This is a genomic window from Janthinobacterium sp. BJB304 (assembly GCF_002735765.1).
Taxonomy (GTDB): Bacteria; Pseudomonadota; Gammaproteobacteria; order Burkholderiales; family Burkholderiaceae_D; genus Janthinobacterium.
In genome coordinates this window covers 158,295-184,066 of the sequence record NZ_PDZN01000016.1, presented here as the reverse complement: position 1 = coordinate 184,066, position 25,772 = coordinate 158,295, and the positions used below count along the sequence as shown (strand labels likewise).

The 25,772-nt window shown below is 63.8% G+C and carries 27 protein-coding genes; 17 read left to right on the top strand and 10 right to left on the bottom strand.

What is annotated here, in order from left to right; all coding sequences use genetic code 11:
• Nucleotides 1-191 precede the first annotated feature (191 nt).
• Entirely contained in the window at nucleotides 192-971 is a 780-nt protein-coding gene (locus tag CSQ95_RS19645; protein ID WP_070224967.1) for an inositol monophosphatase family protein, read from the bottom strand.
• Nucleotides 972-1,166: 195 nt separating this feature from the next.
• Between CSQ95_RS19645 and CSQ95_RS19640 the strand changes: the two genes are divergently transcribed.
• From CSQ95_RS19640 to CSQ95_RS19585, 12 genes are all read left to right on the top strand, one after another.
• A complete protein-coding gene (locus CSQ95_RS19640; RefSeq protein WP_070312936.1) occupies nucleotides 1,167-1,931 on the top strand; it encodes an RNA methyltransferase in 765 nt (254 codons plus the stop codon).
• Nucleotides 1,928-2,830 (top strand): LysR substrate-binding domain-containing protein, encoded by a 903-nt coding sequence (locus CSQ95_RS19635; RefSeq protein WP_099410723.1) that lies wholly within the window; start codon nucleotides 1,928-1,930, stop codon nucleotides 2,828-2,830. Before CSQ95_RS19640 ends, CSQ95_RS19635 begins: the two co-directional genes overlap by 4 nt.
• Before the next feature lie 90 nt (nucleotides 2,831-2,920).
• Nucleotides 2,921-4,114, top strand: coding sequence for an MFS transporter (locus CSQ95_RS19630; RefSeq protein WP_099410722.1), 1,194 nt, complete (start codon nucleotides 2,921-2,923; stop codon nucleotides 4,112-4,114).
• Nucleotides 4,115-4,186: 72 nt separating this feature from the next.
• Complete coding sequence (locus CSQ95_RS19625) at nucleotides 4,187-4,714, top strand: hypothetical protein (RefSeq protein WP_099410721.1); 528 nt, start codon at nucleotides 4,187-4,189, stop codon at nucleotides 4,712-4,714.
• 7 nt (nucleotides 4,715-4,721) lie between these two features.
• A complete protein-coding gene (locus CSQ95_RS19620) occupies nucleotides 4,722-6,356 on the top strand; it encodes a GMC family oxidoreductase (protein ID WP_099410720.1) in 1,635 nt (544 codons plus the stop codon).
• Nucleotides 6,353-7,309, top strand: a complete 957-nt coding sequence (locus CSQ95_RS19615) for a triacylglycerol lipase (protein ID WP_099410719.1) — start codon at nucleotides 6,353-6,355, stop codon at nucleotides 7,307-7,309. Before CSQ95_RS19620 ends, CSQ95_RS19615 begins: the two co-directional genes overlap by 4 nt.
• Before the next feature lie 302 nt (nucleotides 7,310-7,611).
• A complete protein-coding gene (locus CSQ95_RS19610; protein ID WP_099410718.1) occupies nucleotides 7,612-11,250 on the top strand; it encodes an EAL domain-containing protein in 3,639 nt (1,212 codons plus the stop codon).
• A gap of 152 nt (nucleotides 11,251-11,402) precedes the next feature.
• The gene (locus tag CSQ95_RS19605; RefSeq protein ID WP_099410717.1) at nucleotides 11,403-12,047 is read left to right on the top strand and encodes a phasin family protein; all 645 of its coding nucleotides are present in this window, start codon (nucleotides 11,403-11,405) and stop codon (nucleotides 12,045-12,047) included.
• Nucleotides 12,048-12,185: 138 nt separating this feature from the next.
• Nucleotides 12,186-12,857: a TetR/AcrR family transcriptional regulator gene (locus CSQ95_RS19600; RefSeq protein ID WP_034758777.1), complete on the top strand. Its 672-nt coding sequence runs from the start codon at nucleotides 12,186-12,188 to the stop codon at nucleotides 12,855-12,857.
• Between the two features lie 41 nt (nucleotides 12,858-12,898).
• Nucleotides 12,899-13,672 carry a hypothetical protein gene (locus CSQ95_RS19595; protein WP_099410716.1) on the top strand — a complete coding sequence of 258 codons (774 nt, stop codon included), beginning with the start codon at nucleotides 12,899-12,901 and terminating at the stop codon, nucleotides 13,670-13,672.
• 11 nt (nucleotides 13,673-13,683) lie between these two features.
• On the top strand, nucleotides 13,684-14,229 hold the full coding sequence (locus CSQ95_RS19590; protein WP_046682536.1) for a TIGR00730 family Rossman fold protein: 546 nt from the start codon (nucleotides 13,684-13,686) through the stop codon (nucleotides 14,227-14,229).
• A 348-nt stretch (nucleotides 14,230-14,577) separates the two neighbouring features.
• Nucleotides 14,578-15,171, top strand: a complete 594-nt coding sequence (locus tag CSQ95_RS19585) for a PEP-CTERM sorting domain-containing protein (RefSeq protein WP_070224977.1) — start codon at nucleotides 14,578-14,580, stop codon at nucleotides 15,169-15,171.
• Nucleotides 15,172-15,331: 160 nt separating this feature from the next.
• On the opposite strand, the gene CSQ95_RS19580 is transcribed toward CSQ95_RS19585, so the two are convergent.
• The 3 genes from CSQ95_RS19580 to CSQ95_RS19570 all read right to left on the bottom strand — a co-directional run bounded on the left by CSQ95_RS19580 (nucleotide 15,332) and on the right by CSQ95_RS19570 (nucleotide 16,969).
• Nucleotides 15,332-15,844, bottom strand: coding sequence for a YgjP-like metallopeptidase domain-containing protein (locus tag CSQ95_RS19580; RefSeq protein WP_070304061.1), 513 nt, complete (start codon nucleotides 15,842-15,844; stop codon nucleotides 15,332-15,334).
• A gap of 180 nt (nucleotides 15,845-16,024) precedes the next feature.
• Complete coding sequence (locus tag CSQ95_RS19575) at nucleotides 16,025-16,408, bottom strand: KGG domain-containing protein (protein WP_099410714.1); 384 nt, start codon at nucleotides 16,406-16,408, stop codon at nucleotides 16,025-16,027.
• Between the two features lie 48 nt (nucleotides 16,409-16,456).
• Nucleotides 16,457-16,969 carry a phasin family protein gene (locus CSQ95_RS19570; protein ID WP_099410713.1) on the bottom strand — a complete coding sequence of 171 codons (513 nt, stop codon included), beginning with the start codon at nucleotides 16,967-16,969 and terminating at the stop codon, nucleotides 16,457-16,459.
• Nucleotides 16,970-17,314: 345 nt separating this feature from the next.
• Here CSQ95_RS19570 and purU point away from each other — a divergent pair, with 345 nt between their 5' ends.
• Both purU and CSQ95_RS19560 read left to right on the top strand, forming a co-directional pair.
• Nucleotides 17,315-18,196, top strand: coding sequence for a formyltetrahydrofolate deformylase (gene purU / locus CSQ95_RS19565; protein WP_070224981.1), 882 nt, complete (start codon nucleotides 17,315-17,317; stop codon nucleotides 18,194-18,196).
• Between the two features lie 39 nt (nucleotides 18,197-18,235).
• A complete protein-coding gene (locus CSQ95_RS19560; RefSeq protein ID WP_099410712.1) occupies nucleotides 18,236-18,778 on the top strand; it encodes a YaeQ family protein in 543 nt (180 codons plus the stop codon).
• 63 nt (nucleotides 18,779-18,841) lie between these two features.
• On the opposite strand, the gene CSQ95_RS19555 is transcribed toward CSQ95_RS19560, so the two are convergent.
• On the bottom strand, nucleotides 18,842-19,390 hold the full coding sequence (locus CSQ95_RS19555; RefSeq protein WP_099410711.1) for a helix-turn-helix domain-containing protein: 549 nt from the start codon (nucleotides 19,388-19,390) through the stop codon (nucleotides 18,842-18,844).
• Between the two features lie 141 nt (nucleotides 19,391-19,531).
• Between CSQ95_RS19555 and CSQ95_RS19550 the strand changes: the two genes are divergently transcribed.
• Together CSQ95_RS19550 and CSQ95_RS19545 are read left to right on the top strand one after the other, a co-directional pair.
• Nucleotides 19,532-20,347 (top strand): aldolase, encoded by an 816-nt coding sequence (locus tag CSQ95_RS19550; protein WP_070291302.1) that lies wholly within the window; start codon nucleotides 19,532-19,534, stop codon nucleotides 20,345-20,347.
• Nucleotides 20,348-20,378: 31 nt separating this feature from the next.
• Nucleotides 20,379-21,266 (top strand): dihydrodipicolinate synthase family protein, encoded by an 888-nt coding sequence (locus CSQ95_RS19545; RefSeq protein WP_099410710.1) that lies wholly within the window; start codon nucleotides 20,379-20,381, stop codon nucleotides 21,264-21,266.
• Here CSQ95_RS19545 and CSQ95_RS19540 read toward each other — a convergent pair.
• Nucleotides 21,263-22,048, bottom strand: coding sequence for a head GIN domain-containing protein (locus tag CSQ95_RS19540; RefSeq protein ID WP_099410709.1), 786 nt, complete (start codon nucleotides 22,046-22,048; stop codon nucleotides 21,263-21,265). The two genes, CSQ95_RS19545 and CSQ95_RS19540, sit on opposite strands and share 4 nt — an antisense overlap.
• 188 nt (nucleotides 22,049-22,236) lie before the next feature.
• On the opposite strand from CSQ95_RS19540, the gene CSQ95_RS19535 reads away from it, so the two are divergent.
• Nucleotides 22,237-22,872: an SAM-dependent methyltransferase gene (locus CSQ95_RS19535; RefSeq protein ID WP_099410708.1), complete on the top strand. Its 636-nt coding sequence runs from the start codon at nucleotides 22,237-22,239 to the stop codon at nucleotides 22,870-22,872.
• A gap of 51 nt (nucleotides 22,873-22,923) precedes the next feature.
• On the opposite strand, the gene CSQ95_RS19530 is transcribed toward CSQ95_RS19535, so the two are convergent.
• From CSQ95_RS19530 to CSQ95_RS19515, 4 genes are all read right to left on the bottom strand, one after another.
• Nucleotides 22,924-23,349: a type II toxin-antitoxin system HigA family antitoxin gene (locus CSQ95_RS19530; RefSeq protein ID WP_083287837.1), complete on the bottom strand. Its 426-nt coding sequence runs from the start codon at nucleotides 23,347-23,349 to the stop codon at nucleotides 22,924-22,926.
• Entirely contained in the window at nucleotides 23,337-23,618 is a 282-nt protein-coding gene (locus CSQ95_RS19525; protein WP_099410707.1) for a type II toxin-antitoxin system HigB family toxin, read from the bottom strand. Before CSQ95_RS19525 ends, CSQ95_RS19530 begins: the two co-directional genes overlap by 13 nt.
• A 75-nt stretch (nucleotides 23,619-23,693) precedes the next feature.
• Entirely contained in the window at nucleotides 23,694-24,968 is a 1,275-nt protein-coding gene (locus tag CSQ95_RS19520; protein ID WP_099410706.1) for a cytochrome c, read from the bottom strand.
• A complete protein-coding gene (locus tag CSQ95_RS19515; protein WP_099410705.1) occupies nucleotides 24,965-25,693 on the bottom strand; it encodes a c-type cytochrome in 729 nt (242 codons plus the stop codon). The genes CSQ95_RS19520 and CSQ95_RS19515 overlap by 4 nt, the downstream gene beginning before the upstream one ends.
• Nucleotides 25,694-25,772: the final 79 nt, after the last annotated feature.

Sequence of the window (25,772 nt, the reverse complement as noted above, 5' to 3'; positions counted from 1 at the left end):
TCAACCTGCTCGACAACGCTCAATTTAAAAGCCAGGCTGTAATCTCGCTGACTGCGTCGAAACCCTTGTTCCATCGGACACTCCTTCTCTGTAACGAAAAAGTGTCAACTTATTCCAGGACGGGTCAGGCCCAAAAAAAAAGCTGCCGGAGTTTCCTCCGGCAGCTTTTTACATCAGGGCGCGTCTGGCGATCAGGCGAATGGCGCCAGCAGGGGGATCATCTGGCCGAAGATCTTCGGGCTGGCGGCGATGACGTCGCCCTTGTACAGGTAGTCCGATTCGCCGGAAAATTCACCGACGATGCCGCCCGATTCCGTGATCATCAGGGCGCCGGCGGCGATATCCCAAGGCTTCAAGCCTTTTTCGTAGAAGCCGTCCAGGCGGCCGCAAGCGACGTTGGCCAGGTCCAGCGCGGCCGAGCCGGCACTGCGCACGCCCTGGCTGCGTTCGGCCATGATCTGGTACATCTTCAGGTATTCGTCGAGCGCGCGCGGGCCGGCGCCGTGGCCGGTGCCCAGCATGGCGTTCGAAATGCGGTCCAGCTTGGTGACGCGGATGCGTTTTTCGTTCAGGTAGGCGCCGGCGCCCTTGGTGGCCGTGAACAGGTCGTTGCGGACCGGATCGTAGATGACGGCTTGCGTGACGACGCCGCGATGCGCGAGCGCGATCGAGATGCAGTATTGCGGGAAGCCGTGGATAAAGTTGGTGGTGCCATCGATCGGGTCGATGATCCACTGATATTCATTCTCGTCGTGCGAGTTGGCGGAAGCTCCCGATTCCTCAGCCAGGAACGCGTGGTCCGGGTAGGCCTTGGACAGCACCTCGATGATGGCTTGTTCGGCCGCCTGGTCGACGTCGGTGACGAAATCGTTATGTTGTTTTTCCGTGACGACGACGCGGTCGAGGTCAAAAGAGGCGCGATTGATGACGGCGGCGCCGCGGCGGGCGGCTTTGATCGCCGTGTTGAGCATTGGGTGCATGTGAGCTTCCGTTAAAAGCACGCGACCGCCCATGGCCGCCTTGCGGCGCCGGTACGATAGAGTGCAAGAATGAATTAAAGAGCGGAGCGGTGCCGAAGTGGTTAAAATCCCGGCCTGGCGTCAGCGTTTTGTGACTCCGTTTCCCGAAATTTCCTGTATCGATACCGCGCAATAGCGCTATTTTAAATGAATCTGCCTGAAATCAACACGTCTCTTTTCAAACGCCTGCGATTTATTCTTGTCGAAACTAGTCGCTCTGGCAACATTGGCGCCGTCGCGCGCGCCATGAAAACGATGGGTTTTTCCGATCTGGTGCTGGTCAATCCCCGCTTTCCCGACGCCTTGACGGATGCGGAAGCGGTGGCCTTCGCCAGCGGTGCGCAGGATATTCTGTCCGGCGCGCGCATCGTCGGCTCGATCGCCGAGGCGCTCGAAGGCTGCAATTACGCGGCGGCCGTGTCGGCCCGACTGCGCGAATTCTCGCCGCCCGTCACGGCCCCGCGCGCCATCGCGGCGCAGCTGGCGGCCGGCGAAGACCTGCACGCGGCCGTCATCTTCGGCAACGAGCGCTTCGGCTTGCCCAACGAGATCGTCGAGCAGTGCAATGTGCTGATCAACATTCCCGCCAATCCCGAGTATTCCTCGCTGAACCTGTCGCAGGCGGCGCAGGTCGTCGCCTATGAATGCCGCGTGGCGGCGCTCGGCGATGCTCAGGCGGCCAGCCCCGTCGGCTTCCATGGCGACGCGGCCAGCCTGGCGCAGGTCGACGGCATGTATGCGCACCTGGAGCAGGCGCTGGTCGCCATCGACTTCCTCGACGCCGACAACCCGAAAAAACTGATGCCGCGCTTAAAACGTCTGTTTTCGCGCACGGGGCTGGAAACGGAAGAAGTCAATATCCTGCGCGGCATCGCGCGGCATATCCTGGCGGTCGCCAAAAAAGGCCCATGATCGAGACGCGGCTGCTGCGCCAGTTCATCGCCGTCGCCGAGGAACTCAATTTCCGGCGCGCGGCCGAACGGCTGCACATGGCGCAGCCGCCCCTGTCGCAGGCGATCCTGCGGCTGGAAGAGGCGCTGGGCTACCCCGTATTCGAGCGCACCAACCGCAAGGTCAGCCTGACGCCGGCAGGGGATGCTTTCCTGGCCACAGCGCGCCAGGTGCTGGCCAGCCTGGAAGAGGGCGTGGCCGCCACGCGCCGCGTGGCGCAGGGTATCGAAGGGCACTTGCGCCTCAGTTTTATCCACATTACGCCCTACGCCCACGTGCTGGACGCCTTGCGCGCCTTCCGCGCCGCCTCGCCCGCCGTGCAATTCACCTTGCGCGAAGCATCGACGCAGCAGCAGGTCGAGTGGCTGGAGCGGGGCGAGGTCGATATCGCCGTGCTGCGCGCGCCCGGCCGCAGCACGCCCGGCCTGCGCTTCGAGCGCCTGTCCGGCGAAGACATCGTGATCGCGCTGCCGTTGCACCACCGCTGCGCGGGGCAGGCGCGCGTGGACCTGGCGGACCTGGCCGGTGACGATTTCGTCGCCTCGCCGCGCGAGCTGGGCCAGGGTTTCCACGACCAGCTGGCCAGCCTGTGCCTGCATGCGGGTTTCGTGCCGCGCGTGGTGCAGCAGGCGCGCCGTTTGCAAACGGTGCTAGGCCTGGTGGCGGCCGGCTTCGGCGTGGCCCTGCTGCCGGCCAGTCTGGCGGCGTCCAAGCCTGCCGGTGTCGTCATGCTGCCGCTGGCAAGCAGCGCACCCGCGCCGCTGCGCCAGCTCGACCTGTACATGGCGTGGGACCCGCAACGCACGTCTCCCGTGCGCGAGCGGCTGCTGGCGCAGCTGCGGCTGTTCGCTGCTCAATAAGACTTTGAGCGTCTCGTTTTAAGATAAATAAGATATTTTACAGATGGTGGTGCAGGGGCCAGCATGGCGTTTTTGATTGTCAGGAATGCCATGTCCAACGTTACGCCGCGCCGCCGCGCGCTACCTTCCTCCATTTATTGGCTGTCCTTGTGCAGCTTCGCCTTCGGCTTGTCTGAATTCATCGCCGCCGGCCTGTTGACCCCCATGGCGCGCGACTTGCACGCCAGCGTGGCGGCGGCCGGCGGCGCCATTGCCGCGTATGCGCTGGGAGCGGCCATCGGCGCGCCCGTCCTGACGGCCCTGCTGGCGCGCCGGCCCGTGCGCCAGGTGCTGGTGGCCACCATGCTCGTGCTGGCGGCCGGCAGCATGGCCATGGCGGCCGCGCCGGCGCTGGGCGCGCTGCTCGGTGTGCGCTTTGCCGTCGGCATCGCGCATGGCGTGTTCATGGCCGTCGCCTCGCATGCGGCCACCAGCCTGGTCGACCCGTCCCGCGCGGGACGGGCGCTGTCCATCGTCTGGCTGGGCCTGACCCTGGCGCTGGCGGGCGGCGTGCCGCTGGGGACGTGGCTGGGCACCGTCTCGTCGTGGCGCTGGGTCTTTTTCACTATCGGCGTGCTGGCCCTGTGCGGCGGCGCCGGCTTGCGCTGCGCCATGCCCGCCGCGCGCCAGCCGGCCGCCGCCACCTCGGCCCTGGCCAGCCTGCGCGCCATCCTGCAGCCGCCCCTGCTGCTGGCGGCCGGCGTGGCGGCGCTGGTCAGCGTGGCCACCTTCAGCTTTTTCACGTATGTCTCGCCGTTCCTGCTGCAGCTGGGCGGGCTCGATGCGGGCTGGCTCAGTGCCGCCATGCTGTGCTTTGGCGCGTGCGCCATCGGCGGCAACCTGCTGGGCGGCTGGTGCGCGGACCGTCCCCACGCCCTGCGCTGCACCGTGCTGGCCCTGGCCGCACTGGCGCTCAACCTGCTGGGGTTTTATGCGCTGCGCACGCATCCCCTGGCCATGCTGGCCCTGTGCGGCACCCTGGGCTTGCTGTTCTTTGCCCTCGTCACCCTGTCGACCATGCGGCTGCTGCGCCTGGCGCAGCGGCATTGCCCGGGCAGCGATGCGGTGGCGGCGGGCCTGAATATCGCCGCCTTCAATGCGGGCACGGCTGCTGGCGGGGCGCTGGGCGGTGTGCTGATCGTCGCCTTCGGCTTGCCCGGCATCGCCATCGGCGGGGCGCTGGCGGCGCTGCTGGCCATGCTGCCGCTGTGGTTACAGTCGCGTAAACTAGACGGCTCGCTCTAGTTTTTGCGCGCGGAAGCGCACTTCCTTTGGCGTACACTGGCCTGCAAAAGGCGGTACAAAACAAGGGGAGACATGGGAATGCGACGCAGATCGTTCTTGAAACTGGGCGTGTTGGGCGCCTGTGCGCTGGCCGCCGGCGGCACCGCCTACCGCCTGGTGCGCGGGCCGGCGCCTCCTGGCCGTTTCGTGCTCGACGGCGAAGCGCGTGCTGCGCTGGCGGCCATCGTGCCGGCCATGCTGGGCAGCGCGCTGCCGCAGGAAGCCCCCGCGCGGGCCGCGGCGCTCGATGGCGCCATCGCCGGCGTGGACACGGCCATTCATGGCTTGCCGCTGGCGGCGCAGCAGGAAGTGCAGGACCTGTTCGGCTTGCTGGCGCTGGCGCCCGCGCGGCGCTTCGTCGCCGGCGTAAAAGATGGCTGGCACGCAGCCGATCCGGCCCAGGTGGCCGCCTTTCTGCAGGCGTGGCGCACGCACCGCCTGGCCACCCTGCAGACGGCCTACCTGGCCCTGCATGACCTGATCCTCGGCGCCTGGTACGCCGATGCCGCCCACTGGGCCGCCATCGGCTATCCGGGACCGCTGCCCGAACTGAGCGCATAAGGCATCCATGAGCACATCCCCCATTCCTGATCCCATCTCCGCCGGCATTGCGGCAGGCTGGAACGTCACCGACGCCAGCACCCTGGGTACCGACCGCACCCTGGAAGCGGACGTCGTCGTCATCGGCAGCGGCGCCGGCGGCGGCGTGACGGCGGAAATCCTCGCGCTGGCCGGCTTGAAAGTCTTGATCGTCGAAGAGGGCGGCTTGAAGTCCTCGAAAGACTTCAAGATGCGCGAAGCGCAGGCCTATCCCGCGCTGTACCAGGAATCGGCCGCGCGCAAGACGCGCGACAAGGCCATCAATATCCTGCAGGGGCGTACGGTGGGCGGTTCGACCACCGTCAACTGGACCTCGAGTTTTCGCACGCCGCCCGGCACCCTCGAATACTGGCGCCGGCATTTTGGCTTGTCCGGCTATTCGGTGGACGCCATGGCGCCGTGGTTCGCCATGATGGAGAAGCGCCTGCACGTGAGCGACTGGGCCGCGCCGCCCAACGAAAACAACGATTTATTGCGCCGTGGCGCCGCGGCGCTGGGGATTCCGACGGCCGCCATCCGGCGCAACGTGAACGGCTGCTGGAACCTCGGCTACTGCGGCATGGGCTGCCCGACCAACGCCAAGCAGTCGATGCTGGTGACGACGATTCCGTCGGCGCTGGCGCTGGGCGCGGGCCTGCTCGTGCATGCGCGCGCCGAGCGTTTCAGCTTCAAGGGCGAGCGCGTCGACAGCCTGCAAGTCACTGCGCTGGACGCGGCCGGGCAAGTACCCATGGGCGTGCGCCTGACGCTGCGCGCGAAACATTTTGTGCTGGCCGGCGGCGCCATCAATTCGCCCGCGCTGCTGCTGCGTTCGCAGGCGCCCGACCCGCACGGCTTGCTGGGCCGGCGCACCTTTTTGCATCCGACCGTGGTGTCGGCGGGCCTGTTCACGCAGCGCGTCGACGCCTACGCGGGGGCGCCGCAGACGATTTATTCGGACCATTTCCTGCACACGGCGCCCATCGACGGCCCCATCGGCTACAAGCTCGAAGCGCCGCCTTTGCACCCGCTGCTGATGGCCACCACCATGGGCGGATTCGGCGATGAACATGCGCGCACCATGCGCGACTTCCCCCATGCGCACGCCTTGCTGGCGCTGCTGCGCGACGGCTTTCACCATGAGGCGGTCGGCGGCAGCGTCTCCATCGACAGCTTCGGCGCGCCCGTGCTCGACTATCCGCTCACGCCGTTCATCTGGGATGGCGTGCGGCGCGCGCTGCTGTCGATGGCGGAAATCCAGTTCGCCGCCGGCGCCAGGAGCGTGTATCCCGTGCACGAGATGGCCAGCCACTACACGAGCTGGACGCAGGCGAAGCGGGCCATCGGCGATTTGCCGATGCAGGCGCTACTGACGCGCGTGGTATCGGCCCACGTGATGGGCGGCTGCGCCATGTCGGACGATGCGCGCCTGGGCGTGACGGGCGCCGACGGCCGCTACCACGGCGTGCGCAACCTGTCCGTGCACGACGGCTCGCTGTTTCCCACGTCGATAGGCGCCAATCCGCAACTGACGATCTATGCGCTGGCCGCGCGCCTGGCCAGCGGCCTGGCGCAGCAATTAACGGGCAAGCCGGCGCCAGTTCCCCTTGCAGGCGCTGCATGATCGCGCGCATCCTCAAGTGGCTGATGCTGCTGCAGGTGCTGGCCGTGCTGGGCTTTGCGTACCTGGCCATGCACGCGTGGGGCGTCGCCTCGCCCGCCATGGCCCTGCTGCTGGCGGGCGCCATGCTGCTGGCCGTGCGCGCGCTGATCGTGGCGCGCAATTTCTGGCAGAGCCGGCGCCTGGGCAGCCCCGTACCAGAGCAATATCAGTTGGGTATCGGGGGGGCCGCGCGCCTGTTTTTCGGCGAGCTGCGCGCTACCCTGCGGTCCTCGTCGTGGGACATGCTGCGTCCGCGCCTGCATGCGGCCGACAACATCGCTGGCCAGGGGCTGCCGGTGCTGCTGGTGCACGGCTATGTGTGCAACCGCGGCTACTGGACGCAGCTGAGCCGGCAGCTGGCGCGGGCCGGCATTGCGCACGACGGCGTCGACCTGGAACCGATAGGCGCCGACATCGAAGACTTCGTGCCGCAGGTCGAGCAAGCGATCGAGGCGCTGTGCGCGCGCACGGGCAGCGACCGGGTCATCATCGTCGCCCACAGCATGGGCGGCCTGGTGGCGCGCGCCTGGCTGCGCCGTTACGGTGCGGCCCGCGTGGCGCGCATCATCACCATCGGCACGCCCCACCACGGCACGGCGCTGGCCAATCTGGCGGCGGGGACGAATGCGCGGCAGATGAGCCGCATCGATGATGCGCCCAGCGGCTGGCTGGCGCAGCTGGCCGCCAGCGAGACGCCGGAGACGCGCGCGCTGATCACGTCGATGTATTCGCATCACGACAATATCGTCGCGCCGCAAGCGTCCGCGCAGTTGCCGGGCGCGCGCAATCTCGCCTTTGGCGGCATCGGCCACGTGGCGCTGGCCAGCGACGCGCGCGTGCTGCGCCGGCTGCTGGCAGAAATCACTATCAAGAACGAAGTCGCTCAGCCCCCTTCGGCCCCCCATTTCGCCTGAGTCCTGTTGTGTTTTGTCTGCATGGCAAGACTGTCTGTTTTGACTCTGCTGTTGCCCCTGTTTAACAACGCAAGGGGCAGATAATGCTGTTTTCCACTGGCGTACTGTATTAAGCTAGCATCGGAAGACAGGCGGTGGAAATTTGTTCTTGAGGCCGCTTGCCCCGTTCCGCAGCCTGACGACGGCCACCTATTTCTCTGGATATATGGCAAGATGTTGTAGGATTGTTATGTTGGCTGCGCAAGCGGAAAGTTGAACGCAGGCAGAAAATGAGTCCATGCAGTTTTTATTGGGGGCGCTAATTGTCCGCACGTATACTGATTATCGAAGATAACGCCACCAATATGGAATTGATGGTGTATTTGCTGCGTGCCTTCGGGTACACGCCGCTGGCCGCCTATGACGGTGAAGAGGGCGTGCGCATGGCGCGCAGCGAATTGCCCGATCTGATCATTTGCGATGTGCATTTGCCCAAGCTCGATGGCTATGGCGTGGTGGCGGAGCTGAAGAAAGACCCGCTGCTGCGCAAGATTCCGGCCTTGGCCGTGACGGCGCTGGCCATGGTGGGCGACCGTGAACGCCTGCTCGAAGCGGGCTTCAATGGCTACATCGGCAAGCCGATCGAACCCGACCTGTTCGTGGCGGAGCTGGAGTCTTTTTTACCCGGGGCGCCGTCGACGCCAGTTAAAAACGACATAGCCACCATCCTGATCGTCGATGATCATGTACTGAATCGCGAATTCCTCACCGCTCTGCTGGGCTACGGCGGCCACCGCCTGCTGGAGGCGGCCAATGGCGCCGACGCGCTGGAAATCCTGCGCACCGAGCGGCCGGACCTGATCATCTCCGACATCCTCATGCCGAACATGGACGGCTACGAATTCGTCACGCGCGTGCATGCCGACCCCGCGCTGACCGATGTGCCCATCATCTTTTATACGGCCACTTACCGCGAGCAGGAAGCGATCCTGCTGGCGCAGGCATGCGGCGTGCGCTGGGTGCTGCCCAAGCCGTCCGACCCCGAGGTTATCGTGCGCACCGTCAACGAGGCGCTGGGGCTGATGCCGGCGGCGGCCCAGGTGGCGGCGGGGCCGGGCGCGGGCGGCGGTGCGGCGCTTCCCGCCACGGGCAAACTGGCCGGCATCGAGCATCAGGTCAGCGGCTACCTCGACGAACTCGAATCGAGCAGCCAGCAGATTTCGCAGCTGGCCAGCCAGCGCGAGGGCCAGGCCGCGCTTCCCGAAGACCTGGGCGTCATGACGGAGCGTCTGTCGCGCTCGCTGTCGAGCCTGCAGGCGGTGAGCCTGCGCCTGACGGCCCTGATCGAACTCGGCATCGAACTGGGCGCCGAACGCGATCCGCGCGCCCTGATCGAGGCGGGCTGCAAGGTGGCGCAGAATATCTGCGTCTCCAAGTACGCCTGCATCGGCGTGCTGGAAGAGGGCGCCGAAAAGCTCAGCTATTTTTCCTCGTGCGGCGCCGAGAAAAACCTCGAGCGCATCGCCAGCGCGCCGCGCACGGGCATTTTGAACCGCTTGCTGGAACAGCGCCAGCCCTACCGGGTCAACGGCTTGAAGGGCGATCCCGGCGCGCTGGGCTTGCCCGACACGCACCCGCCCGTGCATTCCTTCCTGGGCGTGGCCATCGCTTCGCGCGAACGCAGCCACGGCTGGCTGTACCTGGTCGACAAGCTGGGGGCGAATGAATTTTCCGAAGTCGACGAGCGTGTCGCCGCGACGGTGGCGGCGCAGATCGCCGTCGCCTACGACAACCTGCTGCTGTACGACGAGATCAAGCGCCATCACGAGCAGCTGACCCTGGACATGGCGGCGCGCATCCGCCTCGATGAAGACTTGCGCCGCTTCCGCCTGGCGATGGATGCCACGGCCGACGCAATTTTCCTCGTCGACCGCGCCGGCATGTGCTTCGTCGACGTCAACCAGACGGCTTGCCGCATGCTCGGTTTCGAGCGCGAGGATTTCCTGCGCGTGGGGCCGGGCCGCGCGCACGAGGGCGAATCCCAGCTCGAAGAGCTGTACAACAAGCTGCTGGCCGGAGATCAGGGCGGCCCGATGACGGAATTGCAGCTGCAGCGCAAGGACGGCTCGCCGCTGTCGGTGGAAGTGCAGCGGCGCACCCTGCGCTCGGGGCAGAGCTGGATCCTGGTGGCCGTGGCGCGCGACATCACCGAGCGCAAGGATGCCGAGCAGCGTTTGATGAAGCTGGCCCATTTCGATACCTTGACGGGTTTGCCGAACCGCAGCCAGTTTTATGCTTCGCTGACCCATTCGCTGTCCCAGGCGGCCGAACACCAGTGGGCCGTGGCCGTGCTGTTCATGGATGTCGACCGCTTCAAGAATATCAACGATACCCTGGGCCACACCATCGGCGACGACCTGCTGCGGCAGTTTTCCAGCCGCCTCGTCGATTGCCTGCGCGTGCGCGACACCATCGGCCGCTTTGGCGGCGATGAATTTGCCACCATCCTGGTGCTGCCCGAAGGCGCCCAGCATGCCGTGGGCGTGGTCGACAAGATCCGCGAGGCGATGCGCAAGCCCTTCGACTTGCAGGGCCACGAAGTGACGGTGACGGTCAGCATCGGCATTTCCGTGTTCCCCGAGGATGCGCTCGATGCCGACACCCTGATTCAATACGCCGACACGGCCATGTACCGCGCCAAGGAAGCGGGGCGCGACGCCTTCCGCTTCTTCACGGCGGAAATGAATGCGCAATCGATGGCGCGGCTGGACATGGAAAATGCCTTGCGGCGCGCCATCGACAACGAGGAATTCGTGCTGTTCTTCCAGCCCAAGGTGAATATCATCTCGGGGCGCATCAGCGGCGCCGAAGCGCTGATACGCTGGCGCCGTCCCGGCCACGGCATGGTCTCGCCGGCCCTGTTCATCCCCCTGCTGGAAGAAACAGGCCTCATCGTACGCGTCGGCAACTGGGTGCTCGACGAGGCGTGCAAGAAGATCAGCGAGTGGGGCGCCAGCAGCATCGGCCCCGTGCACCTGTCGGTGAACGTGTCGGGCATCCAGTTCTTCGTCGGCGGCCTGGAAGAGGAGGTGCTCAAGGCCATCCGCAAGCACGATATCGCGCCCGACCTGCTGGAACTGGAGCTGACGGAAAGCTCGCTGATGTCGAATGCCGAGGAAACCATCTCCGTGCTGCGCAACCTGAAGGCGCTGGGCATCCAGATTTCCATCGACGATTTCGGCACCGGCTATTCCAGCCTGGCCTACCTGAAGCGCTTCCCCATCGACAAGCTGAAGATCGACATCGCCTTCGTGCGCGAAGTGACGAGCAATCCGGACGACGCGGCCATCGTGCTGGCCATCATCAGCATGGCGCACAGCATGAAACTGGAGGTGATCGCCGAAGGCGTGGAAAACGATGCGCAGCTGGCCTATTTGCGGCGCCACGGCTGCGACGAGATGCAGGGCTATTATTTCAGCCGCCCCGTGCCGCAGGAAGAATTCGAGCAGATGCTGATGGGTGGCAAGCTGCTGCAGGCGCCGCAGGATGATGGCAGCGAAGAGCAGCAAACCTTGCTGATCGTCGACGACGATGTCTTCATGCTCGACGTGCTCAGCGACTTCCTGGCGCAGGACGGTTACCGCATCCTGACGGCGCAGACGGCCGCTGAGGGCTTCGACATCCTGGCGCGCCACAAGGTACAGGTGATCCTGTGCGACCAGTGCATGCCGCTCATGAGCGGCACCGAATTCATGGAGCGGGTCAAGCACCTGTGCCCCGACACCTTCCGCATCATGCTGTCGGCCTTTGCCGACCTGACCCCCATCATGGCGGCCATCAACCGCGGCGCCGTCGACCGCTTCTACACCAAGCCGTGGAAAGGCGCCGTGCTGCGCGAGAATATCCGCGAAGGCTTCCGCCTGCACAAGCTGCTGCATGGCCCCGTGAAAGCGGCGGCTTAGGCGCTGGCCGCGCGCAAGCGACCGGCCGCCGCGTGCGCTGGCGCACCTTGGGGCGCAGTTCGCTATCGAATTAGACTCCCGTCTCTAGTTTTGCTCACTAGAATAAAAATATCCATGAAGTGGCATGGCCTTTCACATGACGGGAGCTGGCGATGGTGAAGAAATTGAAGGAGTTGACCGAAGACAAGGAATTGGCGAGCGCCGTGCGCTCGTCCGCGCAGCAGATCTGGCAAGCGGGCCTGGGCGCCTTCGCCAAGGCGCAGGAAGAGGGCGGACGCGTGTTTTCCAAGCTGGTCAAGGAAGGCACGGAGTTCCAGAAGCGGGCCGAAGACAAGGTGGCCGATGTCAGCGACAGCGTCAGCAAGCTGGCCGATGGCGTGGGCAAGCAGGCCAGCGGTTCCTGGGACAAGCTGGAACAGGTGTTTGAAGAGCGCGTGGCGCGGGCCCTGGCCACCATCGGCGTGCCCATGCAAAACGACATTGCCGCGCTGCACGCCAAGATCGATGCCTTGAGCGTGCAGGTGGCGGCGCTGTCGGGCAAGGCCGCGCCGGCGGCCAAGCCGAAGGCCGTTGCCAAGCCTGCCGCGAAGACGGCGCCGAAAACGGCACCGAAAGCCGTACCGCAAGCGGCACCGAAGGCGGCCGTCGCCAAGGCCCCGGGCAAGGCACCGGTCAAGACGACCGCCAAGGCGGTGCCGCGCACCGCCGCCAAGTCCGTGACCAAGCCCGTGACCAAGCCAGCCGCCAGCAAGCCAGCCGCCAGGCCGGCCGCGAAGAAAAAAGCGCCGCCGGCCTGAGCTGGCGCAGCATTCCTCCGGCCTGCTCGCGCAGGCTTTTTTTTGCCTGCCTTATTCGCCGCCGCCGTGGGGCGCGGTGTTTCATTACGGCTATCTTAGGTGGTATGCTTGAGGCAGAACACAGAGAGATTGCCCGCCATGCTACAAAAAGCACCACGCCGTACCCGCGAACGCATCCTGGAGTTGTCGCTGCGCCTGTTCAATGAGTTTGGTGAGCCGAATATCACGACGACCGTGATTGCGGAAGAGATGAACATTTCGCCGGGAAACTTGTATTACCACTTCCGTAACAAGGACGACATCGTCAACTCGATCTTCGTCCAGTTCGAGGCGGAAATCGAACGCATCCTGACCGTGCCCGACGGGCGCCGCTCGAATATCGAGGATGTCTGGCTGTACCTGCACCTGATGTTCGAACTGATCTGGCGCTACCGCTTTTTCTATCGCGACCTCAACGATTTGTTGTCGCGCAACCGCAAGCTGGAATTGCACTTCAAACTGATCCTGGCGCACAAGATCAAGGTGGCCACGCAGCTGTGCGAAGATTTGCGCAGCGAACAGTCGCTCGAGGCGTCGGACATGGAAGTGGCCGCCATGGCGACGAATATGGTGGTCGTCGCCACCTACTGGCTGTCGTACGAATACGTGCGCAATCCGCGCAAGTACAGCGAGCAGCAATCGATGTCCGATGCGCTGGCGCGCGGCTGCTACCAGGTGCTGTCCCTGATCGGACCCTATTTGCGCAATGAAACGCATTTGCTGTTTCGCAAACTGTCGGAAGAGTATGTGACCAAACTCAAGAACGACTGATGCGGCTGTTGGCGCCACGTCGTCAATTACAGGAGAGATATATGGCTTGGAAACAATTTCCTTATCGGGACGCAGCATATGTCTACACCCCGCAAACCCTGGAAGCGGCCTGGTCGCGCCTGCATGCGGGCGATGTGGAACCGTTTCCCACACACCCTGCGCTGGTGCAAGCCTGGCTGGCCTTCCATGCGGGCGAATTCGAGCGCGCCGTGAAGCTGGGCCTGGCCGTCGGCGTGCCTGGTTATGCGGTGGCGCACAAGGCCACCTGCATCTATGCCACGCACCTGGAAGGCAACGACAGCCAGAAACTCGACATGTACGAGGAAGTGGCCGAGCGCTGCGAGCGCCAGCAGAGCGAGCAGCCGGACAATCCGGCCGGCTACTACTGGCATGCCTACAGCCTGGGCCGCTACGCGCTCGGCACTTCCGTCGTCAAGGCCCTGGCGCAAGGCATGGGGGCGCGTGTGCGCAATAGCCTGGACCGCACGATGACGGTAGCGCCCATGCATGCGGAAGCGCATATCGCGTTTGGGATTTATCATACGGAAATTATCGACAAGGTCGGCGTCATGATAGGGGGGCTGACCTATGGCGCCAACAAGGAAGACGGCTACCAGCACTTCAAGACGGCGCTGGCCCTGACGCCATATTCGGCGTTGGCGCACAGCGAATATGCGCGCGCATTGAATATGCTCGATGGAAAGAAAAAGCTGGCGGAAGCGCTGGCCTTGTATGAAAAGGCGGCCGAGTGCGTGGCACTGGACGCCAAGGAACGCCTCGAAGTCGAGGCGGCGATCGATGAATTGAAAGGGTAGGGACGACTGTGATCAAGGCTTTATGTGTGTACTGTGGCGCCAACGCGGGCGTCTCGCCGGACTATGCCGTGGCGGCGCGCGAACTGGCGCGCGTGCTGGTGGCGGAAAATATTTCGCTCGTGTATGGCGGCGGAAAAGTGGGCCTGATGGGCGTGATCGCCGATGAAGTGCTGCGCCTGGGCGGCGAGGTGACGGGCGTGATTCCCACCCAGCTGGTGGAGCGCGAAGTGGGCCATATGGGCTTGACGCGCCAGTTCATCGTGAAGGACATGCATGAGCGCAAGGCGATGATGGCCAGCCTGTCCGATGCCTTCATCGCCATGCCCGGCGGTTATGGCACCCTGGAAGAACTGTTCGAGATGCTCACATGGGCCCAGCTGGGCTTGCATGCCAAGCCCATCGGCCTGCTCAATGTCGACCGTTTCTATGATGGCTTGATTGCTTTCGTGCAAAACGGCAAGGAGCAGGGTTTCATCCGTCCGCAGCACGCGGCGTTCCTCAATGCCGACGCCGATCCTGCAGCGCTGGTGCAGCGCCTGAAGGAGTGCGCGCCGTAATGCCGTTTTCGCCTGGCGGTGCGTATGCCGCCAGGCAACTATTTTCCCTGCCGCTTGCAAGGGCCATGCAGTACGCACTGCATGGCTTTTTTATTTCTGCATGGGAAAATTGATCGGGCCTGATGAGTTAATTAATAAAAATATGGCAAAAAAATTGCAGTGGTAGCATGTTTTTTTGAAAATGAAGATGCTTTTTAAGCATGGCTGTGGTCTACTGGCATGGTTCAAACGTTAGGAATATCGGACACCGACGAGCGTTGTACAGACTCCCAAAAAAGGTGCCGGTCCATTTCAAGTTGCCACAACCACGCTACTTCATCATCTCGAAAGGATGCTATTTTGAAACCTATGACCCTCTTGCGAGCGACCGCTGTCGCCGCCATTCTGGCCAGCGCTGGCGGCGCCCACGCACAAACCACCATCATCGGCTTCGATCCGCTGGAACAACCCGGCTACTTTGGTTCCGTGTTCAAGTCCTACTCCGAAGGCGGCTACAACTTCGACAGCAGTTTCGGGCTGCTGAGCTCGGCACACCAGAATAGCCTCGCCTACGCCGGTTCGGCCGGTCTCGGTGCGACGCTCCTGTCGACGACGACCCTGAGCCGTGCCGATGGCGGCGCTTTCTCGCTGAGCTCGATCAGCCTGGCCGACTTCGTGAGCTTGCCCGGTTCCTTTGACGTGACCTTCGTCGGCCACCAGGTGGGCGGCGGCACGGTGAGCCAGACCTTCACCCTCGGCGGCGGCCACACCTTCGCCGACTACACGTTTACGGGTTTCAGCAATCTGTTGTCGGCAACGTGGAAGGAAGGCGCCTTGCATACCTTCCAGGTCGACAATATCGCCGCTAGCGTGAGCGCCGTGCCGGAACCGGCCACCTACGGCATGCTGCTGGGCGGTTTGGGCCTGCTGGGCTTCATGCTTCGCCGCAAGAACGCCGCCTGAGCCTGAGCATGGCGCCGGCCATGCCGGCGCGCCTGTAAAAAAGCCGCCCGTTTACCGGGCGGCCATGCTGACTAGCCAGCGCACTCGAACAATGCCGCCCAGTGTATGCCGGGCGGCATTTTCACGTGGACTTCATGCGCAGGCCGTCATGCGCAGCAGTTCATGACCACAGGCGCTGGCCTGACAGGTCGAGCTGGGTCAGGTACAGGCGCACGTCGAATTCGTACTGGTGGTACTGCGGTTCCATATATGTGCACAGCTTGTAGAAGGCCTTGTCGTGCTGCTTTTCCTTGACGTGCGCCAGTTCGTGCACGGCGATCATGCGCAGGAATTCCAGCGGCACTTCCTTGAACATGGTCGCCACGCGGATTTCATGTTTGGCCTTGAGCTTGCCGCCCTGCACGCGCGAGATCGAGGTATGCAAGCCCAGCGCATGCTGGATCACATGGATCTTGCTGTCGAACGCCACTTTGTTGATCGGCTCGGCATTGCGCAGGAATTCATTCTTCAAGTCCTGCACATATTGGTACAGCGATTTGTCGTTGCGCACATCGTGTGCGTTCGGGTAGCGTTTTAATAACACTTCGCCCAGTTTGTCTTGCGCGATCAGTTGCTGCACTTGCGCTTGCGTTTGTTCGGAATAGGCGCTCAGGTATTTCAGGGATGGCTGCATGCGGGGAGGGGCGGGACGTGGCGCGGAGGTGTCGGTAAGGCGAGAATGTACCATACCGCCGCGCCCCGCGCTGCGCCAGCCCTTGCACGGAGCCGCCAGGGCCGCCCCGTGCCTTCCCGCGCCAAGCCGTGCGTTACCGGGCTAAGCCGCTCGCTCGGCCCGGCAAGTCCTGCAGCCCGGTCAGCCCTTGTCGTCTTCGTCCTTGCCGCCCTGCTGGCCGGTGCCGCCGCTGCGCCCCGCCGTGCTGCTGCGGTTTTCATTGGCGCGCTGGGCAGATTGCCGGCTTTCGCCGCCTTTCCTGCCGATTTCCGCCATGTGTTCGCGGTTGCGGCTGACGGCTTCACCACCTTTCTGCCCGGCACGGCGTGCTTCTTCCGAGTCGAATTCATGCGCCGTGCCTTTTTGATGGGCTGCCTGGCCGCCCTTGCTGGCAATTTCGCGTTGCTGTTCCTCATTCATGGCGGCGAAACCGCGCTTGCTCGTGCCTTTGGCGCTGCCCGATTCGCTGGCTTTCTGGCTGCTGCCAGTGCCTTTGCCCTGTTCATTACCTTGATTGCTAGCCATGTCGCTCTCCTTGCTGTCGAGTGGGGGTCAAGTGGTCTGTGCAGGCGCTCAATGCGCCTGATCGGATTGCCTGCTGTTATCGTGGCTGCGGCCCGCGCCGTCGCGGTGGCCCGTGGCGTGCATTTTTTCGATCATTTCACGCTGGCGCTGCGTGGCTTTTTCCGTTTCTTCCGCTGTCTTGCGCACCACTTCGTCAGCGAAGGCCACGGCCGTGCGGCTCGTTTCGGGCAGGTGGTTCTCTGCCGTGCGGTTCATCTCGACATTGGCGTTGGCGACGAGATTGCCGAGCTGCTGCTGGTATTGGTGCAGCTTGTTACTGCTTGGCTGCAACTGGCCAGCGGCCAGCGACATGAACTCGCCCGTGTCGCGCGCGCCCAGCAGTTGCTGGCTGGCGTTGCTCCACTCGTGCAGCAAGTCTTGCGCCAGCCGCAGATGCAGCTCGCTCAATTGCTGCGCCGTATCGAACATCTTGCGCGATAGTTCCGTGGCGAAATTGCATTGGGCCTCGAGATGGGACTTCAGAGCCGGGCTGAGACTGGGGAAAATACTGTTTGTGAACATGTTCTACCTCAATGAAAAGCTGATCCAGAAAACATCCGGCGCACCGGATGCGGCGTATGGTGAAACAAGCAAAGAGATAGACGCCGGATGGCGTGCCAGGTTCCACGCCAGTTACCGGTTTGGCGCGAGAATGGGAGCTGGCAGGCACAAAAACGCGATGCCTTTGTGTTAGATCAAATGAACGCCAGTTAGCTCGCTGCTGCTGGCAGCCATGCTGTTTGTGTGGAAAATGCAGGCTTACCGGCCCGGCCGTGCGACAATAGCCGGCTCGCGGCAGCGCAGCCGATGGCCGGCGCGCGTGGCTGAGCCGAGCATCGCCTTACTTTTTTACCTATTTCCGCGACCATGACGCATCCCGAATACATCCTGACCCTGTCCTGCCTGGACCAGCGCGGCATCGTGCACCGCGTGTCCGGCTTCCTGGCCGATCACGGCTGCAACATTCTCGATTCCGCCCAGTTCGGCGACCAGGAATCCCAGCTGTTCTTCATGCGCGTGCATTTCGCGCTGGAAGACGGCGCCGTCAGCGACGCCCAGTTGCGCAGCGACTTCGCCGACTTGTCGCAAGTCATGCAGCGCAATGGCCCCTTCCATGGCCAGTTGCACGATGCGCGCGTCAAGCCGCGCGTGATGCTGATGGTGTCGAAGATCGGCCATTGCCTCAACGATTTGCTGTTCCGCTACAAGAGCGGCTTGCTGAACGTGGAAATTCCCGCCATCGTGTCGAATCACATGGAGTTCTACCAGCTGGCGGCCAGCTACAATATTCCCTTCCACCACTTGCCATTGGCGGCCGGTGCGCCGGAAGCGGCCAAGCTGGCGCAGGAAGCGAAGATCCTCGACCTGATGGACACGCACAAGATCGACCTGGTGGTACTGGCGCGCTACATGCAAATCCTGTCGCCCGGCCTGTGCCAGGCGCTCGACGGCCGCGCCATCAATATCCACCACTCCTTCCTGCCCAGCTTCAAGGGCGCCAAGCCGTATGCGCAGGCGCATCACCGCGGCGTCAAGCTGATCGGCGCGACGGCCCATTTCGTCACGGGCGACCTGGACGAAGGCCCGATCATCGAGCAGGACGTCGAGCGCGTCGACCATGCGATGGATGCGGAAACGCTGACGGCCATTGGCCGCGACGTCGAGTGCGTGGTGCTGGCGCGCGCCGTGAAATGGTTCGTCGAGCATCGCATCCTGAAAAATGGCGACAAGACCGTGGTTTTCCGCTGATACCGACTTCACTATTTACTTTACCGAGACAGAAACACGATGGCCCTCAAAGCAACAATTTTCAAAGCCGATCTGCAGATCGCCGACATGGACCGCAATTACTACCAGGATCATGTGCTGACCCTGGCGCGCCACCCGTCCGAAACGGACGAGCGCATGATGGTGCGCCTGCTGGCGTTCGCCATCCACGCGGACGAGGCGCTGACCTTCACCAAGGGCCTGTTCGATACGGAAGAGCCCGACCTGTGGCAGAAGGATTTGACGGGCGCCATCCAGCTGTGGATCGAAGTGGGCCAGCCGGATGAAAAGCGCATCCTGAAGGCGTGCGGCCGTTCGGAACAGGTCATCGTCTACAGCTATGGCGCAACCAGTCACATCTGGTGGAAACAGATCGCCAACAAGCTGGAACGGGCGAAGAACTTGACCGTGATCAACTTGCCGTCGGAAGCGGCGCAAGACATGAGCAAGCTGGCGCAGCGCAACATGCAACTGCAATGCACGATCCAGGATGGCCAGATCTGGCTGACCGACAGCGTCAACACGGTCTTGATCGACCGCGAACCGGTGAAGCCGGCACGCTGATGTTGACGGTTTGAAATGCAAAAAGCCCGGATCGCTCCGGGCTTTTTGCATTGCGCCGCCGCTTTACGGGGCCGCGTCTTCGTCGTTGCTGACGATGACCAGCAACTGCGCCTGCTGTGTGCCGATGCTGCGCGTGCGGTGCGGAATCAGGGCGTTGAAATACACGGAGTCGCCCGTGTGCAACTGCACGGTTTCCTGGGGAAACTCGATTTCAATCGTGCCCTGGTGCACGAACAGGAATTCCTCGCCCGCATGTTCCTTGAAGGCGGAGGTGGCGAAATCGGGCGCCGGATACACCATGAAGGGCAGCATTTTCTTCGGTGCCACGCCGGCGGCGATGCTGGCGAAATGCGGCAGCGGCGGCATCGCGCCCGCGCTGGCCGGATCGCCGGCGCGCGTGATGGTGACGGCCGCCTGCCGGTGGTTGTCGCTGAATAGCTGCTCCACGTCCACCTGCATCGCGTGCGACAGTTTCAGCGCGACGGCGATTGAGGGCACGCTCAGGCCCCGCTCCACCTTGGACAGGTAACTCTTCGTCAAGCCGCTTTTTTCCGCCAGCTGTTCCAGGGTCCAGCCCTTGTGTTTTCTCAGCAGTTTCAGACGCATAGCCATGGTTGCATCGGTCGATTTAAAAAAACTATTGTACCTCATGACACAAAGTGTCCTAAAATACACTCGGTTTCCTCGGATTGGGTTGCGCGGCTGTTGCCGTGCATGCCGGGAAGCGTAGTCAGCATGAGTGAAGGATCAACGATGCAGCACAATACTCAGTATGAAGCAGCGGCACCGGGCGCCAGCCTGGCCTTGTCGAAAGACGAACTGGTGGCCATCGCCGAGCGGCGCCTGGCCAGCGTCACGCAGGACAGTGCCTGGTCGGCGCGGCAAACCCTGGCGCTGTCCTGCCGCATCCTGTTCGATGGCGGACATGATTCCGGCCTGGCAGGGCAGATCAGCTGCCGTGGCGGCCAGGACGCCACGTTCTACACGCAACAGCTGGGCCTGGGCTTCGATGAAATCACGGCCAGCAATCTGCTCGAGGTCGACCATGACCTGCGCGTAGTGCACGGCGAGGGCATTCCCAACCCGGCCAACCGTTTCCACAGCTGGATCTACCGCCAGCGCCCGGACGTGGCCTGCATCATCCACACGCATCCCACGCACGTGGCGGCGCTGTCGATGCTGGAGCAGCCGCTGCAGGTGTCGCACATGGATACCTGCCCCCTGTTCGACGATTGCGCCTTCCTGCCCTCGTGGCCGGGCGTGCCGGTAGGAAATGAAGAAGGCGAGATCATCGCCGGCGCCCTGGGCGACAAGCGCGCCATCCTGCTGGCCCATCACGGCCAGCTGGTGGTGGGCCGCACGGTGGAAGAGGCGTGCATGCTGGCCTTGCTGATGGAACGGGCAGCCCGCTTGCAATTGCTGGCCATGGCGGCCGGCACCATCCTGCCCTTGCCCCCGGCCCTGGCGCGCGAGGCGCACGACTGGATTTCCACGGCCCGGCGCGACACGGTGACCTTCGCCTATTACGCGCGGCGCGCCCTGCGCCAGCACGCCGACTGCCTGGCCTGAACCACACACACTGATTAAAGGAAGCAACATCATGCAGACACCATTTCACGGCATCATTGCCTACCCTGTCACCCCCTTCACGGCCGATGGCGGCGACGTCGACCTGCCGCGCCTGCAACAACTGATCGAGCGCCTGATTGCCGACGGCGTGCACAGCATCGCCCCGCTGGGCAGCACGGGCGAGAGCGCCTACCTGCAGGACGCGGAGTGGGAAGCCGTCGCCGCCACCTCGCTGGCCGCCGTCGCCAGGCGCGTGCCCACGGTGGTGGGCATTTCCGACCTGACCACGGCGGGCGCCATGCGCCGCGCCCGCTTTGCGGAAAAGCAGGGCGCCGCCGCGGTGATGGTCTTGCCCGTGTCGTACTGGAAATTGAGCGAGGAAGAAATCGTGCGCCACGTGGCGCGCATCGGCGACGTCGTGGGCATTCCGATCATGCTGTACAACAATCCGGCCACCAGCGGCATCGATATGTCGCCCGAGCTGATCGTGCGCATCTGGCGCGAGGTGCCGAATGTGACGATGGTCAAGGAAAGCACGGGCGACATCCAGCGCATGCACCGGCTGGCGCAGCTGAGCGGGGGAGCGTTGCCGTTCTACAACGGCAGCAATACCCTGGCCTTCGCCGCGCTGGCGGCCGGCGCCCGCGGCTGGTGCACGGCCGCGCCCAACCTGCATGCGGGCTTGCCGCTGGCCCTGTATGCGGCCGTGCAGGCGGGCGACCTGGCGCGGGCGCGTGAATTGTTCTTCCAGCAATTGCCATTGCTGCAGTGCCTGATGAAAGGGGGCTTGCCGCCCACCGTCAAGGCGGGGCTGGCGCTGCGGGGTTTTGATGTGGGCACGCCCCGCGCGCCGCTGCAGCCGCTGGGCGAGGCGGCCACGGGGGAACTGGCCGCCGTGCTGGCCGGCCTGGCTGCTTAATTCGGCGCGGCACCCAGGCGCTTGATGCTGCTCGAACGCTGCATGCTGCGGCTGATGCGCGGGTCGCCGTAGTAGCTCACTTCGCCCGAACCGCCGATGCTGATGGTCAAGTCATCCTTGGCCCACACCTGCGCCTCGCCCGAGCCGCCGATGCTCACCTGCACGTCGCGCGCGGCCAGCTTGCCCGCCTGGATATTGCCCGAGCCGCCGATCGACGCCGTCAGCTGCTCGGTCTTGCCGCTGGCCTTGAAGTTGCCGCTGCCGCCGATGGCCACGGACACCTGGCGGCTGTCGAGCTCGCGCGCGTTGATGGAGCCGGAACCGCCCACGTCGAAGCGCAGATTCTCGGCCCGCAAGCCCGTTGCCGTGATGTTGCCCGAGCCGCCCACGCTGACGCGCTCCACCTGGCGCGCCTGGATGACGATGGTCAGGCTGCTCTGGCGGAAATTCGCGTTGCGCTTGGCGGGGCGGATGCGCAGGGTGCCGTTTTCCACGGCTGTCTCGATCAGCGGCAGGATATTGTCGTCGGCTTCGATGGTGACGCTGTCCGTGTTGCCGATACGCAGCTCGACCGTGCCCGGCACGTTCAGCGCCACGCCATGGAAACTGCCCACTTCGCGCGTCTGTTTTTGCAGCTTGCCGCTGCCCTGGACGCTGTTGCCGGAAATCCAGTCCAGCGGCGAGGCCAGCGCCGGCGCGGCCGGCATGGCCAGCGCGCAGGCGGCCAGCAACAGGGCGGTCGCGGCGCTGGCGCGGCGGTGATGGAAAAGTGTCGGTGTCATTCTTGCTCCCTGTTTTGAATTGGACTGCAGGCATGGTATGCCAGCCGGCCGCGTCCGCGTATCGCGTTGCGACAGACTGCGCCGGCAGCGGCATGGAATGCAGGAGGATGCGACAGGATGGCATGAGGTATCATGCCGGTATTGGACATACGACGACCGGCACGCGCCGCTCACACTACTGGAATTACATGCTGATCATCACCATCAAACAGGGCAAGGAAAAGAGCTTGCTGGGCCAATCGTGGATTTACGCATCCGCGATTGAAAAAGTCGAAGGCAAGCCGCAGGAAAAAATGAAGCCCGGCTCGACGGCCATCGTGCAGAGTTCTTCGAAACAATTTATCGCCCGCGCCGCCTACAATTCGAAGTCGCAGATCCGCGCGCGCATCTGGAGCTTCAAGGAAGACGAACCGGTCGACCACGCGCTGATCAAGCGCAGGGTCAAGGCCGCCATCGAGAAAAAACTGCCAGCCATCAAGAAATCCGGCGAAAACCAGCTGCTGACCCTGATCAAGGGCGAAGACGAAGGCTTGCCGGGCCTGGTGGTGCAACTGTTTGGCGGCGTGCAGGGCTATCTGATCTGCGAATTCAACGCCGGCGGCGTCGACGCGTGGAAAGTGGCCATCGTGCAATCGCTGATGGCGTCCACCGGCTGCGTGAACGTGTACGAGCGCTGCGACGACCTGATGCGCAAGGGCGAAGGCTTGCCCCTGATCGACGGCGCCCTGGCCGGCGAAGAACCGCCCGATGAAGTCATGCTGACGGACAACGGCGTGCGCTATGCGCTGGACCTCAAAACGGGGCACAAGAGCAAGTTCCGCTGAGGACGGCTGTTTGACATGAAAAGAACCGGCGTGAGCCGGTTTTTTATTGGATTACGCAATAAAAACACTGGGAGGGACGTCGAATCGTTGTGCCAATGCCTTGATTTGCCGCACATTCAGATCCCGCTTGCCGTTGAGCACTTCAGAGACGACGCCTTGGGTGCCCACTTCCGGTACGTCGGACTGTGTCAGTGCATGTTGTTCCATTAACTGGCGCAGCGTGGCCGCAGGCGAAACAGGGGCAGCCGGGAAATGCTCCTGATCGTAATCGGCTATCAACCGGCCGATACTGTCAACCAACCCCGCCAACGGGTGTTTTTCATCGGCGGCCCCCGCGTCCAATAGCTGATGCAATACGCTGACAGCTTGTTCATAAGCTGGCGCATCAGGAATCGCCTGCAGAGGGACCAGTTTGGACAAGGCCTGATAGTGGACAGTGATTTCTGTAATCATCTCACGATGCATCAAGGTTTCCATGCGTCGTACTCCTTGTGCGTCAACACTTCCCGGATGAACAGCAATTGGCGATTGAAGTGAATGGCGGCAATGATCCGGTACTTGTTACCGCCAATATTAAAAACATAGTAATCACCGACGCGATCCGTGGCGTTAAATATCGACTTCAGCATGGCGAAATTGGCAAAAGGCCTCGATTCGATGATCTTGCGCCATGCCTGCATGGGCTCGCCCGCCAGGGGATGTTTCCTGGCGAAATCGATCAAAGCCTTGTTTGCGACGATGCGCATATGTCGAAGCGATGCCGTGACGAAGCGATATCATGAGCGCAGATTATCTCAATTTGAGATAATCGTCAAACGGCATTATTCCAGCGGCACGCTGCGGTACTTGTTTACCTCCAGCGCCGACACCGCCGGCGCATCATTGCCCCACGACGCACGCAGATATGTGACCACGGCCGCCACTTCCGCATCATCCATGACGGGACCGAACGGCGGCATGCCGTAGGGGCGCGGGTTGCCTTTTGTCCCGGGCGCAAAGCCGCCGTTGAGCACGAGGCGGATGGCGTTCACGGCCGAGACCGTCGTCAGCGCGCGGTTGCCGGCCAGCGGCGGGTAGCCGGGCGGTACACCCTTGCCGTCGGCCTGGTGGCAGCTCGCGCATTGCGCTTCATACAGTTTTGCGCCCAGCGCCAGTTGCTGCCGGGCTTGCTCCGACGTGTCGCGCGGCGCCCGTTGTGCGGGCTGCGCGGGGCCGGGCAGGCTTTTCAGGTAGACGGCCATGGCCTGCACGTCGGCGCCGCTCATGTGCTGCAAGCTTTGCCGCACGACTTCCGCCATGGGGCCGAAGACGGTGGCGCGCGGCGATACGCCCGTTTGCAGCAATTCCACGATATGCGCCGTGTCCCAGTCGCCCAGGCCTGCTTCCGCGTCCGACGTCAGCGACGGCGCATACCAGCCCAGCACGGGGATCAGGCCGCCCGACAGGCCGTCGTCACTGCCGCCCAGGGTGGTGCGGCTGCTATGGCAGGCGCTGCAGTGGCCCAGGCCTTGCACCAGGTAGGCGCCCCGGTTCCATTCCATGCTTTTGCCCGTCAGCGGCTGGTACACGCCCGGCTTGAAGTACAGGGCGCGCCAGGCGGCCAGCGCGATCTGCTGGTTGTAGGGGAAGCGCAGCGCGTGCGGCGCGTTCGCCTGTTTGTGCGGCGGCACGCTTTGGAAATACGCATACAGGGCGTCGCTGTCTTCGCGCTGCACCTTGGTGTAGCTGGTGTAGGGAAAGGCCGGATACAGCAGCCGGCCGTCTTTCGACTTGCCGTTGTGGATGGCGCGCCAGAAATCGTCGGCCGTCCAGCTGCCGATGCCCGTTTCCTTGTCGGCCGTGATGTTGGGCGAGAGCACCTTGCCGAACGGCGTCTGCAGGGCGCGGCCGCCCGCGTAGGGCACGCCGCCGCGCGTCGTGTGGCAGGCCATGCAATCGCCCGCCTTGGCCAGGTAGGCGCCGCGCGCGACCAGCTGTTCCTGTCTCAGGGGACTGGCCACGGCGGGCGGACCGATGTCGTCCGCCGGCCACAGCAGGAATCTGGCGCCGGCCGCAACGATGGCAACGCCGGCAATCGCGATCATCCATTTTTTCATGGCGCCACCTGCGCGCTGGAGCCCGGCACGCCGCCGCAATGCAGGGGCAAGGGCAGGGCGATGCTGCTGGCGGGGCGCGCGTCGGCGCTGGCCACTTGCGTGCCCAGCCAGGCCGAGACGGCGCCCACGTCCGCGTCCGACAGGCGCTGCGCCACTTGCGCCATGCAGTCGGGCGCGTGGGCGCGGCGGATGCCGTTCTTCCACGCACCCAGCTGGGCATTGATATAGTCGCGCGGCAAGCCCAGCAAGCCGGGGATGGCGGGCGCCACGCCGGCCAGCTGCTGGCCGTGGCAGGCGATGCAGGCGGGAAGCTTCTTGCTCGCGTCGCCATGCAGCACCAGTTGCTTGCCGCGTTCCAGGGCTGTCGTGCCGGCGCCGCTGGGCTGGGCCGGCGGCGGGGCAGGGTGCTGCGCCGCAAAATACTCGGCGATTTCGCGCAGGTAATCGTCCGGCAAGTGCTCGACCATGTAGTTCATCATCGGATACTGGCGCCGTCCCTCGCGAAAGTTCAGCAGCTGGTTGTACAGGTAGCCTGAAGGCTTGCCGGCGATGCGGGGAAAGAAGGCGTCGTGGCGTTCCTTCGGCGCATGGCAGGCCGTGCACGCCTTGATGCGCTGTTCCAGGCTGTCGTGGCCGGCTGGCAGCGCGGCGGGCGCGGCCAGCGCCATGCCGGGCCAGGCGATAGCCAGGGCCAGCACCAGCACGCGGGGAGAATGCAGTAGCATGGGGAGTTGCATGGGGAAATAACCTGTCTCGTCGGTCGATATGCCGTGCCGGTGTTGCTGCCCGGATGTTGTTACCCTA

Coding starts and splice junctions, on each gene's coding strand:
- CSQ95_RS19645 (WP_070224967.1), bottom strand. CDS start 971: ATGCTCAACACGGCGATCAAAGCCGCCCGCCGCGGCGCCGCCGTCATC.
- CSQ95_RS19640 (WP_070312936.1), top strand. CDS start 1,167: ATGAATCTGCCTGAAATCAACACGTCTCTTTTCAAACGCCTGCGATTT.
- CSQ95_RS19635 (WP_099410723.1), top strand. CDS start 1,928: ATGATCGAGACGCGGCTGCTGCGCCAGTTCATCGCCGTCGCCGAGGAA.
- CSQ95_RS19630 (WP_099410722.1), top strand. CDS start 2,921: ATGTCCAACGTTACGCCGCGCCGCCGCGCGCTACCTTCCTCCATTTAT.
- CSQ95_RS19625 (WP_099410721.1), top strand. CDS start 4,187: ATGGGAATGCGACGCAGATCGTTCTTGAAACTGGGCGTGTTGGGCGCC.
- CSQ95_RS19620 (WP_099410720.1), top strand. CDS start 4,722: ATGAGCACATCCCCCATTCCTGATCCCATCTCCGCCGGCATTGCGGCA.
- CSQ95_RS19615 (WP_099410719.1), top strand. CDS start 6,353: ATGATCGCGCGCATCCTCAAGTGGCTGATGCTGCTGCAGGTGCTGGCC.
- CSQ95_RS19605 (WP_099410717.1), top strand. CDS start 11,403: ATGGTGAAGAAATTGAAGGAGTTGACCGAAGACAAGGAATTGGCGAGC.
- CSQ95_RS19600 (WP_034758777.1), top strand. CDS start 12,186: ATGCTACAAAAAGCACCACGCCGTACCCGCGAACGCATCCTGGAGTTG.
- CSQ95_RS19595 (WP_099410716.1), top strand. CDS start 12,899: ATGGCTTGGAAACAATTTCCTTATCGGGACGCAGCATATGTCTACACC.
- CSQ95_RS19585 (WP_070224977.1), top strand. CDS start 14,578: ATGACCCTCTTGCGAGCGACCGCTGTCGCCGCCATTCTGGCCAGCGCT.
- CSQ95_RS19580 (WP_070304061.1), bottom strand. CDS start 15,844: ATGCAGCCATCCCTGAAATACCTGAGCGCCTATTCCGAACAAACGCAA.
- CSQ95_RS19575 (WP_099410714.1), bottom strand. CDS start 16,408: ATGGCTAGCAATCAAGGTAATGAACAGGGCAAAGGCACTGGCAGCAGC.
- CSQ95_RS19570 (WP_099410713.1), bottom strand. CDS start 16,969: ATGTTCACAAACAGTATTTTCCCCAGTCTCAGCCCGGCTCTGAAGTCC.
- purU (WP_070224981.1), top strand. CDS start 17,315: ATGACGCATCCCGAATACATCCTGACCCTGTCCTGCCTGGACCAGCGC.
- CSQ95_RS19560 (WP_099410712.1), top strand. CDS start 18,236: ATGGCCCTCAAAGCAACAATTTTCAAAGCCGATCTGCAGATCGCCGAC.
- CSQ95_RS19555 (WP_099410711.1), bottom strand. CDS start 19,390: ATGGCTATGCGTCTGAAACTGCTGAGAAAACACAAGGGCTGGACCCTG.
- CSQ95_RS19550 (WP_070291302.1), top strand. CDS start 19,532: ATGCAGCACAATACTCAGTATGAAGCAGCGGCACCGGGCGCCAGCCTG.
- CSQ95_RS19545 (WP_099410710.1), top strand. CDS start 20,379: ATGCAGACACCATTTCACGGCATCATTGCCTACCCTGTCACCCCCTTC.
- CSQ95_RS19540 (WP_099410709.1), bottom strand. CDS start 22,048: ATGACACCGACACTTTTCCATCACCGCCGCGCCAGCGCCGCGACCGCC.
- CSQ95_RS19535 (WP_099410708.1), top strand. CDS start 22,237: ATGCTGATCATCACCATCAAACAGGGCAAGGAAAAGAGCTTGCTGGGC.
- CSQ95_RS19530 (WP_083287837.1), bottom strand. CDS start 23,349: ATGGAAACCTTGATGCATCGTGAGATGATTACAGAAATCACTGTCCAC.
- CSQ95_RS19525 (WP_099410707.1), bottom strand. CDS start 23,618: ATGCGCATCGTCGCAAACAAGGCTTTGATCGATTTCGCCAGGAAACAT.
- CSQ95_RS19520 (WP_099410706.1), bottom strand. CDS start 24,968: ATGAAAAAATGGATGATCGCGATTGCCGGCGTTGCCATCGTTGCGGCC.
- CSQ95_RS19515 (WP_099410705.1), bottom strand. CDS start 25,693: ATGCTACTGCATTCTCCCCGCGTGCTGGTGCTGGCCCTGGCTATCGCC.